General features: G+C 56.2%; 9 protein-coding genes. 7 read left to right on the forward strand and 2 right to left on the reverse strand.

Annotation, left to right across the window (positions count from 1 at the left end; translation table 11 throughout):
• Nucleotides 1-49 precede the first annotated feature (49 nt).
• From cmoM to HFD95_RS05885, 7 genes are all read left to right on the forward strand, one after another.
• Nucleotides 50-835 carry a tRNA uridine 5-oxyacetic acid(34) methyltransferase CmoM gene (gene cmoM / locus HFD95_RS05855; RefSeq protein ID WP_010669764.1) on the forward strand — a complete coding sequence of 262 codons (786 nt, stop codon included), beginning with the start codon at nt 50-52 and terminating at the stop codon, nt 833-835.
• Nucleotides 832-2,154 carry a chromosome partition protein MukF gene (gene mukF / locus HFD95_RS05860; protein WP_010254963.1) on the forward strand — a complete coding sequence of 441 codons (1,323 nt, stop codon included), beginning with the start codon at nt 832-834 and terminating at the stop codon, nt 2,152-2,154. The genes cmoM and mukF overlap by 4 nt, the downstream gene beginning before the upstream one ends.
• Nucleotides 2,135-2,860, forward strand: a complete 726-nt coding sequence (gene mukE / locus HFD95_RS05865; RefSeq protein WP_167429943.1) for a chromosome partition protein MukE — start codon at nt 2,135-2,137, stop codon at nt 2,858-2,860. The genes mukF and mukE overlap by 20 nt, the downstream gene beginning before the upstream one ends.
• Entirely contained in the window at nt 2,857-7,344 is a 4,488-nt protein-coding gene (mukB, locus tag HFD95_RS05870; protein WP_167429944.1) for a chromosome partition protein MukB, read from the forward strand. The genes mukE and mukB overlap by 4 nt, the downstream gene beginning before the upstream one ends.
• A gap of 147 nt (nt 7,345-7,491) precedes the next feature.
• Nucleotides 7,492-9,303, forward strand: coding sequence for a L,D-transpeptidase (gene ldtD, locus HFD95_RS05875; protein WP_010254970.1), 1,812 nt, complete (start codon nt 7,492-7,494; stop codon nt 9,301-9,303).
• Nucleotides 9,304-9,488: 185 nt separating this feature from the next.
• Nucleotides 9,489-10,037: a YcbK family protein gene (locus tag HFD95_RS05880; RefSeq protein WP_010254972.1), complete on the forward strand. Its 549-nt coding sequence runs from the start codon at nt 9,489-9,491 to the stop codon at nt 10,035-10,037.
• Nucleotides 10,038-10,076: 39 nt separating this feature from the next.
• Nucleotides 10,077-10,706 (forward strand): MBL fold metallo-hydrolase, encoded by a 630-nt coding sequence (locus HFD95_RS05885; protein ID WP_010254975.1) that lies wholly within the window; start codon nt 10,077-10,079, stop codon nt 10,704-10,706.
• A gap of 42 nt (nt 10,707-10,748) precedes the next feature.
• On the opposite strand, the gene HFD95_RS05890 is transcribed toward HFD95_RS05885, so the two are convergent.
• Together HFD95_RS05890 and ompF are read right to left on the reverse strand one after the other, a co-directional pair.
• Nucleotides 10,749-11,939, reverse strand: coding sequence for an amino acid aminotransferase (locus HFD95_RS05890; RefSeq protein WP_045140578.1), 1,191 nt, complete (start codon nt 11,937-11,939; stop codon nt 10,749-10,751).
• 234 nt (nt 11,940-12,173) lie between these two features.
• Nucleotides 12,174-13,343, reverse strand: coding sequence for a porin OmpF (gene ompF / locus HFD95_RS05895; RefSeq protein ID WP_022625936.1), 1,170 nt, complete (start codon nt 13,341-13,343; stop codon nt 12,174-12,176).
• Nucleotides 13,344-13,458 lie beyond the last annotated feature (115 nt).

Here is a 13,458-nt window from a genome sequence, read left to right on the forward strand (position 1 = left end):
CTGTGACAAAATAGCACAAGTCTCACCGCAGCATACCGGAGCGCATGCCATGCAGGATCGTAACTTTGACGATCTCGCGGATAAATTTTCGCAAAATATTTACGGCACCACTAAAGGGAAGATACGCCAGGCCATTCTCTGGGATGAGCTGGAGAAGATTCTGCCCGGTCTGTCACCGCACCCGCTATCGGTGCTGGATGCTGGCGGCGGTGTCGGCCAGGTCTCCAGCGGGCTTGCTGCGCAGGGCCATCAGGTTCTGCTGTGCGACCTTTCCAGCGAGATGCTGCGCCGGGCCGCGGAAAATGCAGCGGCACAGGGTGTGAGCCACAACATGCAATTCAGACAAATTAGCGCTCAGCAGGTGGGTGAACATTTGGATAAGCCGGTGGATCTGGTATTGTTCCACGCTGTGCTTGAGTGGGTCGCTGAACCGGAGAAGGTGCTGAAAGCGCTGTTCGATCTGCTGCGTCCGGGGGGCGTCATGTCGCTGATGTTTTACAATCTGCACGGCCTGACATTGCGCACCTTAACGCTGGGTAACTTCGGCTATCTGCGCACCAACCTGACCAAACGCAAAAAGCGAACGCTGTCGCCTGACTATCCGCGCGACCCCGAGCAGGTCTATCGCTGGCTGGAGGCGTGTGGCTTTGTGATTGAGCAGCGTGCCGGGATCCGGGTGTTCAGTGACTACATGAAGCCGCCGAAGGGCGAGCCAAAAAGCGACGACGAAATTATTGAGATGGAGCGGCGTTACTGCCGTCAGGAACCCTTTTTGAGCTTAGGGCGCTACATCCACGTGACCGCGCGTAAACCCGGGCAGAAGGACGAATTATGAGTGAATTTTCCCAGACGGTACCTGAACTGGTCTCCTGGGCGCGCAAAAATGACTTTTCCCTTGCGCTGCCAGTGGAACGTCTGGCCTTTTTGCTGGCTATCGCCACCCTCAACGGTGAGCGGATGGATGGCGAAATGAGCGAAGGCGATCTGATTGATGCTTTCCGTCACGTCAGTAAAGCTTTCGAACAAACCCATGAAACCGTGTTGGTTCGTGCCAACAACGCCATCAACGACATGGTGCGACAGCGCCTGCTCAACCGTTTTACCAGCGAAATCACGGAAGGCAATGCCATCTATCGCCTGACGCCGCTGGCGATCGGCATCACCGACTATTACATCCGTCAGCGTGAGTTCTCGACCCTGCGCCTGTCGATGCAGCTGTCGATTGTGGCCAATGAGCTTAAGCGGGCAGCCGATGCTGCGCAGGAAAACGGTGATGAGTTTCACTGGCACCGCAATGTTTTCGCGCCGCTGAAATATTCCGTGGCGGAGATCTTCGACAGCATCGATATGACCCAGCGTCTGATGGATGAACAGCAGCAGGCGGTTAAAAATGATATCGCCGAACTGCTGAACAAAGACTGGCGCGCGGCCATCTCCAGCTGTGAAATGCTGCTTTCTGAAACCTCAGGAACGCTGCGTGAACTGCAGGATACGCTTGAAGCCGCGGGCGACAAACTTCAGGAAAATCTGCTGCGCATTCAGGATGCCACGCTGGACAGTCCCGATCTAGGCTTCGTCGATAAGCTGGTGTTTGATCTGCAAAGCAAACTCGACCGTATTACCAGCTGGGGCCAGCAGGCGATTGACCTCTGGATCGGCTATGACCGCCACGTCCATAAATTTATTCGTACCGCCATCGACATGGATAAAAACCGCGTCTTTGCGCAGCGCCTGCGGGTATCGGTGCAGAATTACTTCGACGCGCCCTGGGCGCTGACCTATGCCAACGCCGACCGCCTGTATGACATGCGTGATGAGGCGCTGACGCTGCGTAACGACGAAGTGATGGGCGAACTGCCGCCGGAGATGGAGTACGAGGAGATCAACGAAATCCGCGAACAGCTGGCAGCGATGATTGAAGAAGCGCTGCAGGTCTACAAATCGCAACAAAAACCGCTCAACCTCGCGTCAGTGATGCGCGACTACCTGGCCCAGTATCCCCGAGCCCGCCATTTCGATCTGGCGCGTATTGTGGTGGATCAGGCAGTGCGCCTTGGCGTAGCGGAAGCTGATTTAGCCGGTTTGCCTGTGGAATGGCAAGCCATCAATGATTACGGAGCCAAGGTGCAGGCACATGTCATCGACAAATATTGAACAAGTGATGCCGGTTAAGCTGGCACAGGCACTGGCCAACCCGATTTTTCCCGCGCTGGACAGCCAGTTACGCGCCGGACGCCATATCGGTATCGAAGAGCTGGATAATCACGCTTTTCTGATGGACTACCAGTCGTTTCTCGAAGAGTTTTACAGCCGCTATAACGTTGAGTTAATCCGTGCGCCGGAAGGCTTTTTCTATCTGCGTCCGCGTTCAACCACGCTGATTCCGCGTTCCGTGCTCTCTGAGCTGGATATGATGGTCGGGAAGATTCTCTGCTATCTCTATCTCAGCCCGGAACGACTGGCCAATGAAGGTATCTTCACCCAGCAGGAGCTGTACGACGAACTGCTCTCTCTGGCCGATGAGAACCGCCTGCTGAAGCTGGTCAACCAGCGTTCAACCGGTTCGGATCTGGATCGCACCAAACTGCAGGAGAAAGTGCGCGCCTCTCTGAGCCGCCTGCGTCGCCTTGGCATGGTGTGGTTTTTCGGCAATGACAGCAGCAAGTTCCGCATCACGGAATCGGTGTTCCGCTTTGGTGCCGACGTGCGCGGCGGTGATGACGTCCGTGAAGCGCAGCTTCGTCTGATTCGTGATGGCGAAGCCATGCTACTGGAAAACGCGACAGCACCAGTCGACACCGATGACGGTGAAGGACAGGAAGGCGACGCGAGTGAGAACGCAGAGGAAGAACAGGCATGATTGAGCGCGGAAAGTTTCGTTCGCTTACGCTGATCAACTGGAACGGCTTTTTTGCCCGTACCTTTGATCTCGATGAATTAGTGACCACGCTGTCAGGCGGTAACGGTGCGGGTAAGTCCACCACGATGGCGGCATTTGTCACCGCGCTGATCCCCGATTTAACGCTGCTGCACTTCCGTAATACCACCGAAGCGGGCGCGACATCAGGATCCCGTGACAAGGGTCTGCACGGTAAACTGCGGGCTGGCGTCTGCTACTCCATGCTGGATGTGGTGAACTCACGCCATCAGCGTGTCGTGGTCGGTGTCCGTCTGCAACAGGTCGCCGGACGCGATAAAAAGGTCGATATCAAGCCATTCAGTATTCATGGCCTGCCCACCGACACCAACCCAACCGATATGCTGACGGAAGTGCTCAACAGCCGTCAGGCTCGCGTATTGCCGCTGAACGAAGTCAAAGATCGGGTTGAGGCGCAGGAAGGCGTGCAGTTCCGCGCCTATAACTCAGTCACCGATTATCACGCCATGCTGTTTGATCTTGGTGTGGTGCCGCGTCGTCTGCGCTCTGCCAGCGATCGCAGCAAGTTTTATCGTCTGATTGAAGCCTCGCTGTATGGCGGTATCTCCAGCGCCATCACCCGATCGCTGCGTGATTACCTGCTGCCAGAAAACAGTGGCGTGCGCAAAGCATTCCAGGATATGGAGGCCGCGCTGCGCGAGAACCGCATGACGCTGGAGGCGATCCGCGTTACCCAGTCTGACCGCGATCTCTTCAAGCATCTGATCTCCGAGGCGACCAGCTACGTTTCGGCTGACTATATGCGCCACGCCAACGAGCGTCGGGGACACCTCGACAGCGCGTTACAGCTGCGCAGCGAACTGTTCAGCAGCCGTAAGCAGCTCGCCACCGAGCAGTATCGTCATGTTGAGATGGCGCGCGAACTGGCCGAGCACAGTGGTGCAGAAAGCGATCTAGAAGTCGATTATCAGGCCGCCAGCGATCACCTGAACCTGGTACAGACGGCGATGCGTCAGCAGGAGAAGATTGAACGCTACGATGCGGATATCGAAGATCTGACGCTGCGGCTGGAAGAGCAGACCGAAGTGGTCGCCGAAGCGCGTGAAATTCAGGAAGAGAATGAAGCGCGGGCCGAAGCGGCTGAGCTGGAAGTAGATGAGCTGAAAAGCCAGCTGGCCGATTTCCAGCAGGCGCTCGACGTGCAGCAAACCCGCGCTATCCAGTATCAGCAGGCATTGCAGGCGCTGGAACGCGCCCGCACGCTCTGCCAGCTGCCCGATCTGAGCATTGACAATGCGGCTGAATGGCAGGAAAGCTTCCAGGCCAAAGAGGAAGAGGCGACAGAACGGTTGCTGCGCCTGGAGCAGAAGCTGAGCGTAGCGGAAGCAGCGCACAGTCAGTTTGAACAGGCGCTGGCGCTGGTGACCAGCATTGCCGGTGACGTGACCCGTCAGGACGCCTGGCAAACCGGCCGCGAACTGCTGCGTGATGCCAGCAACCAGCGTCATCACGCCGAACAGCTCTCGTCGCTGCGTCTGCGTCTCAATGAGCTGGAACAGCGTCTGCGCGAGCAGCATGAGGCGGAGCGCCTGTTGGCGGAGTTCTGCAAGCGTCAGGGGCAGCATTATGAAGCGGATGCGCTGGCAGGCCTGCAGCAGGAGCTTGAAGCACAGATTGAACAGCTGAATAGCAGCGTCTCCGACGCCGGTGAGCAGCGCATGATGATGCGCCAGGAGCTGGAGCAGCTGCGCGAACGCATCACCAGCCTGACCGCCCGTGCGCCACACTGGCTGGCGGCGCAAGAGATCCTGACTCAGCTCAGCGAACAGACCGGCCAGACGCTGAACAGCAGCCAGGACGTCACCGAATATATGCAGCAGCTGCTGGAGCGTGAGCGTGAAACCACCGTCGAGCGCGACGAAGTGGCGGCGCGTAAACGCGATATCGAGCGGCAGATTGAACGTCTTAGCCAGCCAGGCGGTGCGGAAGATGCGCGCCTGACCCAGCTGGCAGAACGGTTTGGCGGCGTGTTGCTGTCAGAGATTTACGATGATGTGACGCTGGATGATGCGCCTTACTTCTCGGCGCTCTACGGTCCGTCGCGTCATGCGATTGTGGTGCCGGATCTCTCGCGCGTTCGTGAGTTGCTGGATGGTCTGGAAGAGTGTCCGGAAGATCTCTACCTGATCGAGGGTGATCCGCAGTCGTTCGATGACAGCGTCTTCAGCGTCGATGAACTGCAGAATGCAGTGGTGGTGAAGGTGGCGGAGCGTCAGTGGCGCTACTCCCGCTTCCCGAAAATACCGCTGTTTGGCCGCGCGGCGCGTGAGAATCAGCTGGAGCTGCTGCACCTTGAGCGCGATAAGCTGGCCGAACGCTACGCCACGCTGTCGTTCGACGTGCAGAAAACGCAGCGTCTGCATCAGTCATTCAGCCGCTTTATCGGCAGTCATCTGGCCGTCGCCTTTGACGCCGATCCGGAAGCGCAGATCCGTCAGCTCGGCGCGCGCCGGGGTGAGCTGGAGCGCGCGCTGAATCAGCATGAGAGCAACAATCAGCAGCAGCGTCAGCAGTATGAGCTGGCCAAAGAGGGTGTGTCACAGTTAAACCGGCTGCTGCCACGCGTCAATCTGCTGCTGGACGACACGCTGGGCGATCGCTGTGAAGAGATCCGCGAGCAGGTCGATGCCGCACAGGAAGCGGCGCGCTTCCTGCATCAGCATGGTGCTAAGCTGGCGAAACTGGAACCGATTATCGCCGTGTTGCAGAGCGATCCGGAACAGCATGAGCAGTTACAGGCGGATTATCAGCAGGCGCAGCAGCAGCAGCGCAACGCGCGTCAGCAGGCCTTTGCCCTGACAGAGGTGGTGCAGCGTCGCGCCCACTTCAGCTACGACGATTCGGCCAGCATGCTCAATGGCAACAACGACCTCAGCGATAAGCTGCGTCAGCGTCTGGAGCAGGCTGAGGGCGAACGCAGCCGCAGTCGTGATCGCCTGCGTGAACATCAGGCGCAGCTGACGCAATACTCCCAGGTGCTGGCCTCGCTGAAAAGCGCCTATGACGCCAAGCGTGACATGCTCAAAGAGCTGCAGCAGGAGATGCAGGACATTGGCGTCCAGGCTGACAGCAGCGCCGAAGAACGCGCGCGTGTTCGCCGTGACGAACTCTACACGGCGCTAAGTCATAACCGCGCCCGCCGCAATCAGCTGGAGAAACAGCTTACCTTCTGCGAAGCGGAGATGGATAACCTGCAGAAGCGACTGCGTCAGCTGGAGCGTCAGTATCATCAGGTGCGTGAGCAGGTGGTCAGCGCCAAAGCGGGCTGGTGTACCGTACTGCGTCTGGTGAAAGAGAATGGCGTTGAGCGTCGTCTGCATCGCCGTGAACTGGCCTACCTGAGCGGCGATGAGCTGCGCTCTATGTCGGATAAAGCGCTGGGTGCGCTGCGTCTGGCGGTGGCGGACAACGAACATCTGCGAGACGTGCTGCGACTGTCGGAAGATCCAAAACGTCCGGAACGTAAAATTCAGTTCTTTATTGCGGTTTATCAGCATCTGCGCGAGCGTATTCGTCAGGATATTATTCGTACTGACGATCCGGTCGAAGCAATTGAGCAGATGGAAATCGAACTGAACCGTCTGACGGAAGAGCTGACGGCGCGTGAGCAGATGCTGGCAATCAGTTCGCGCAGTGCGGCCAACATCATCCGTAAAACGATCCAGCGTGAACAGAACCGTATCCGCCAGCTCAACCAGGGCCTGCAGACCGTCAGCTTTGGTCAGGTACGCAGCGTGCGGCTCAACGTGAACGTGCGTGAAACCCACGCCATGCTGCTGGATACGCTGTCGGAAGAGCACGAGCAGCATCAGGATCTCTTTAACAGCAATCGCCTGACCTTCTCTGAGGCGCTGGCGAAGCTCTACCAGCGTCTTAATCCGCATATCGACATGGGGCAGCGTACGCCGCAGACCATCGGTGAGGAGCTGCTGGACTACCGCAACTATCTGGAGATGGAAGTGGAAGTCAATCGCGGTTCCGATGGCTGGCTGCGCGCAGAGAGCGGGGCGCTCTCAACCGGTGAAGCGATCGGTACCGGTATGTCCATTCTGGTGATGGTAGTGCAGAGCTGGGAAGAAGAGTCCCGTCGTCTGCGCGGCAAAGATATTTCGCCATGCCGACTGCTGTTCCTTGATGAAGCGGCCCGTCTTGATGCCCGCTCCATCGCCACGCTGTTTGAACTCTGTGAGCGACTGGAGATGCAGCTGGTGATTGCAGCACCGGAGAATATCAGTCCGGAAAAAGGCACGACCTACAAACTGGTGCGTAAGGTGTTTAATAACACCGAGCATGTGCATGTGGTCGGTCTGCGTGGTTTTGCTGCCGATCCTTCGCCGGTGCGGGCGGGAAGCGACGCAGATGCGCTGCCCGATTTAACCGCTGAAAATTCGCAGGCGGAAACGTAGTCAAAAACTGAACCATTCGTTAATCTGGTTACGGCATTTGTCGCATGAGGCAAATGCCGTTTTTGTTTGTATACTCACATGATGAGTCACGGCGCGGTCGCAGTGGATACAGGGAACACTGCGAAGTTGAAAAACAAGGGGGCAGGGATGTTGCTGGTAAAAAAATTAAATCATCATCGCGTTCTATCATTGTTAGCGCTGGCGCTAACCGTTGTTCCATTTACGCTACCGCAGGCCGCTGTTATCGCCGCTTTGCCCGGGACAACGCAGGCGGCTATCTCCGTTTCCGAAAGTCAGCAACGCATCCGGCAGGCGTTTTCCAGCGCCGATCAGCCGTTTTATCTGGCACCGCTGGCGACGCTCTATGCATCCCGCCATATGCAACCGCTCTGGCAGGATCCCCAGGCGATACAAAAATTTCAGCAGCAGCTGGCTGAAGTGGCGCTTTCTGGTGTTCAGCCACAGTTCACGCGCTGGATTGAGCGTCTGACAAACCCGGCGATCACCGGCTTTGCCCGGGATGTCGCGCTGTCCGATGCGATGCTGGGCTATCTGCAATTTGTTTCGAATGTGCCGACGCAGGGTGAAACCTGGCTTTACAGCAATGTTCCCTACCGGCTGACACAGCCGTCGGTGGCGGTCGTGAATCAGTGGCAGAACGCGGTCAATGCAGGATCGGGCAACACGTTTATTGCGTCACTGCAGCCGCAGCACCCGCAGTATCAGCCGATGCACGCCGCGCTGAAAACCCTGCTAGGTGATAAGCAGCCCTGGCCGCAGCTGAAAAGCAGTGAAACGCTGCGTCCGGGACAGGTCAGTGACGATGTGCCGGCGCTGCGTGAAATCCTGCAGCGCAGCGGCATGTTAACGGCGCAGGTTAATGCACCTGCACCGGATGACGATGCGGTGCCGGTGGCCGCCTCACCAGTGACCCACAGCGACCAGCCGGTTGCGGTCAGCCCTTCTGCCGCGCCAGTCACCGATCTGTCTGCGCCTTCACTGCAATCGCCGGGTAACGTTCAGAGTCAGACGCTGGAAGGGAACACCGCCAATGTCTATGACGAGACGCTGGTGGCGGGTGTGAAGCGTTTCCAGCAGTGGCAGGGACTGGATGGCGACGGTGCTATCGGTGCCAGAACGCGGCAGTGGCTTAACGTCTCTCCGCAGATGCGTGCTTCGTTGCTGGCGCTGAACATTCAGCGACTGCGCCTGCTGCCGGACGATATGCACAACGGCATTATGGTGAACATCGCCAACTACTCGCTGATTTATTACAACAACGGTAACAAGATCCTCTCATCACGGGTCATTGTCGGGCGTCCCGATCGCAAAACGCCGTTGATGCGCAGCGCGCTCAATAATGTGGTGCTGAACCCGCCGTGGAATGTGCCAACCACGCTGGTGCGTAAAGATATCATTCCTAAAGTGAAGCAGGATCCGACCTATCTCTATAAGCATGGCTATACCCTGCTGTCGGGCTGGAGCGCTGACGCTGAAGTGATCGACCCCAGCATGATCGACTGGCGCATGGTCACCGCTTCATCGTTCCCCTATCGGTTGATTCAGGCACCGGGTGTGGCGAATGCGCTGGGCCGCTATAAATTTAATATGCCCAGCTCAGATGCGATCTATCTGCACGACACGCCGAACCACAACCTGTTCCAGCGGGATATCCGCGCGCTCAGCTCAGGCTGCGTCCGGGTGAATAAAGCGTCTGAACTGGCAGGTTTATTACTGCAGGACGCGGGCTGGAACGATGCCCGCATCTCCAGCACGTTAAAAGAGGGTGACACCCGCTACGTGCCCATCCGCCATCGTATTCCGGTCAATCTCTATTATCTGACGGCGTGGGTCGCTGATGATGGCAAACCACAGTTCCGCACAGATATTTACAATTATGATGACACCGCGCGTTCGGGCAGCCAGGCTTTGAGTCGGGCTGAGCAATTGCTGCTCTAGTGATTGATTTTAAATCGTTAGCGGCGGGCCGGTTATTCAGAAAAATATTATCAAATGGCGATTCCTGCAGGGATCGCCACGCAAACAGGTTGCAGATGGGTTGACGCTCTACTGAGAGAAAGTTATGGTTCGGGCTGTGCGCTTTTTGCACATTTCTATGGCTTCACTCTCAGGTAAATCGTTACATGTCTACTATTGATTCTTTTCGTCGCAAACTACTGCTGTGCGGTAGCGCCGCCGCCGGTCTGGCATTATTACCCGCTTCTGCAAGGGCCTCGCTTTCTACCTCTCGCCCGCGTGTATTGATGCTTAATAATCTTCATACCGGTGAAACCCTTAAAACTGAGTTTTTTAATGGTAAGAGTTACGACAAGGATGAGTTGTCACGATTAAATCACTTTTTCCGTGACTATCGCGCCAATAAAGTGAAAAGCATCGATCCGCACCTGTTTGATCAAATCTTCCGCCTGCAGGCGCTGCTGGGAATGCGTAAACCGATACAGCTGGTTTCGGGCTACCGTTCACTGGCAACCAACAACATGTTACGTGAGAGCGGTCCTGGGGTGGCAAAGCACAGCTATCATACCAAAGGCCAGGCAATGGATTTCCATATCGAAGGGGTTTCTCTGGCCAATGTACGCAAAGCGGCGTTATCTCTGCGTGCGGGTGGTGTAGGATATTATCCCCGCAGTAACTTTGTACATATTGATACCGGGCCGATCAGGCACTGGTAATGACACCGGCAACGCTGCGTGAGCCGGTCATGGAGCGTTATGAATTACCACATTATTCCTGTTACCGCGTTTGCCCAGAACTGTTCAGTTATCTGGTGCGAGTCTACTCGTGAAGCCGCGCTGGTCGATCCAGGCGGCGATGCCGATCTGATCAAAGAGACGCTGGAACAACGCCAGCTTAAACCTTCCCGGATTCTGCTGACTCATGGACACCTTGATCACGTCGGGGCCGCCGTCGAGCTGGCTGCCTTCTGGCAGATTCCGATTGTCGGACCACAAAAGCGTGATGCATTCTGGCTGGAGGCGCTGCCTACCCAGAGCCGGATGTTCGGACTTGATGAATGCGCGCCTTTTACCCCCGATCGCTGGCTGGAAGAGGGGGAGAGCGTACAGGTAGGGCTGACCACGCTGGAAGTGCTGCACTGTCCGGGCCATTCGCCTGGCCATGTGGTGTTCTTCGATCGGCCAGGACGGTTACTGATCTCAGGCGATGTGATTTTTAATGGTGGTGTGGGACGCACAGACTTCCCGCAGGGCGATCATCAGCAGTTAATCGATGCTATCCGCACGAAACTGCTGCCGCTGGGCGATGATGTCACTTTTCTGCCCGGTCACGGCCCGATTTCTACGCTGGGGCATGAACGCATCAGCAATCCTTTCCTGCAATAAAAAATGGGCCAGCAGGCCCATTTTTCAATTCGCTCATCCTGCTTACAGCACGGCGACAATCGCTTCGCACAGCGCCGACATATTGTCTGGCGTCATGCCCGCCACATTCACCCGACCTGAGTTCACCGCGTAGACGCCAAACTCTTCACGCAGGCGAATCACCTGCTCTTTGGTTAAGCCACTGAACGAGAACATGCCGTTCTGCTTAATAATAAAGCTGAAGTCGCGCTGTGCGCCTTTTTCCGCCAGGGTATTTACGAAGAGCTGGCGCATGCGCTGAATACGCTGGCGCATGTCCGACAGCTCCTGCTCCCAGATGGTACGCAGGGTATCGTTGCCCAGAATGGTGGCGACGATGGCGGCGCCATGTGCCGGCGGATTGGAGTAGTTGGCGCGAATGGTGTACTTCACCTGACTGAACGCGGTATCTGCCACGCTCGCATCGGCGGCAACCAGCGTGATGGCACCAACACGCTCGTTATACAGGCCGAAATTCTTGGAGTAAGAGCTGGCGACGATCAGTTCCTGATGCGAGGCGGCAAAAATACGCAGGCCTTCTGCATCTTCCTCCAGACCACGGGCAAAACCCTGGTAAGCGAAGTCAAACAACGGCAGCCAGCCGTTGGCCTGTGACAGCTCCGCCAGCTGTTGCCACTGCTCAGCGGTCGGGTCGATACCGGTCGGGTTATGGCAGCAGCCGTGGAACAGCACCACATCGCCTGGCTGAACCTGTTTCAGTGACGCGACCATGCCATCGAAATCCAGCGTATGGTTTGCCGGGTCGTAATAGTGGTATTCACAGACCTCAAGACCGGCAGCGTTAAACACGTTGTTGTGATTCGGCCAGCTTGGATTGCTGATCCAGACCCGCTTCACCGATGTTTGCGTGGCGAGGAAATCGGCTGCAACGCGTAGCGCGCCTGTACCACCCGGTGTCTGAGCCGTGCGAGCGCGGCCAGTGGTGATTAGCGGGCTCTGGTTGCCAAACAGCAGGGCCTGTGTGCAGCGGGCGAAATCAGCTAGGCCATCAATGCTGAGATAGTTTTTGGTGGTTTCATTTTCCAGCAGATATTGCTCAGCTTTTTTAACACTGGTCAGCACCGGGGTCTTGCCGGTTTCGTCTTTATAGACGCCGATACCCAGATTGATTTTTTCCGGGCGGTCGTCAGCACGAAACAGATCGGCCAGCCCAAGAATAGGATCGGCGGGTGCAGCAGAGATCGATTCAAACATGTGTCAGGTCCATTAGCGTGAACTTTAGCGAAAAGAGCTCTCAGGTTAGCGTCCGGCCAGACAAATGCCAACCGTTTGCGAGACAAATTCATACATTTTGTAGTGTGGATTGCGTGACGGGGAAAGGTAGTGATTAAAGCGGGGTAACGGCGCGAGGAAAAACGCACCTGTCGGGAATAGCAGCCATAAAAAAACGGGGCCGTAGCCCCGGTTTTAAACATGTTTTAAGCGGAATTAGAACTGGTAAACCAGGCCTACACCAACCACGTCGTCTGTGTTCAGACCCAAGCGGTTGTTGTCATTCAGCTGGTTGATCTGATAGTCCACATAGGTCGACATGTTTTTGTTGAAGTAGTAAGTCGCGCCAACGTCGATGTATTTAATCAGGTCAGCATCGCCCACGCCTTCAATGTCCTTGCCTTTAGACTGTACATAGGCAATGGATGGACGCAGACCGAAGTCGAACTGATACTGTGCAACAAGTTCAATGTTCTGTGCTTTGTTTGCAAAGCCAGTGGTAGAGAACGCGTTGCCGTTAGCCAGAGTACCAGTAGCAGTAACTGGTGTTGAGTTGCGAGTTTCACCGTACATTGCAGCCAGATAAACGTTGTTTGCATCGTACTTAATAGCCGTTGCCCAGTTTTCAGCGCGTTTACCAGCACCCTGACCGGTGACATTGGTAACTGCAGCACCGCCGCCATTAGCCTGGCTAGGTGTAACAGTTGTCTGTGCGCCTGCTGCCTGAGCATTAGTACGATCGCTGCTGCTATAAGCACCTACGATACCCAGACCGATTGGTGAGGTATAAGAGGTTGACACACCGTAGCCGTCACCGTTGGAGCGACGCAGGCCGTCGGTACCGGTGCGCTCGTTTTTACCCTGATACTGAACTGCGAAGTCCCAGCCATCAACCAGGCCGAAGAAGTTGGTGTTGCGGTAGGTCAGCAGGCCGGTGCTACGGCCGTTCATGAAGTTATCTGAGTATCCTGAGTCGCCACCGAACTCTGGCAGCATATCGGTCCAGCCGATTGCATCATAAACCACACCGTAGTTACGGCCGTAGTCGATTGAGCCAGCATCGCCGAATTTCAGACCGGCAAAGCCCAGACGGGTTTTGTTGCCATTCTGTGCATCAGAACCTTCAGAGTTGTTCGCCTGAACGTTATATTCCCACTGGCCGTAACCGGTCAGCTGGTCATTAATCTGGGTTTCGCCTTTAAAGCCGAAACGAACATACGATTTGTCACCGTCGTTGTCTGAGGCATCAGAGAAGTAATGCAGGCCAACAGCTTTACCGTACAGGTCCAGTTTGTTGCCGTCTTTGTTATAGATTTCTGCAGCGTTTGCTGCGCCGGCGGCTAACAGAGCAGGGATAACCACTGCAAGAATATTGCGCTTCATCATTATTCATTACCCTCATTGGAGTTATTTGTACACCTGCCACTGCCGTCAAGAAACCTTTACGGGAACCCTGAACGAAGTTTGGTGTCTTCCTGTGTCTGCACGCATCTTTCCATCC

Origin of the sequence: Pantoea sp. EKM10T, assembly GCF_011800685.1 — a bacterium.
GTDB lineage: Bacteria > Pseudomonadota > Gammaproteobacteria > Enterobacterales > Enterobacteriaceae > Pantoea > Pantoea agglomerans.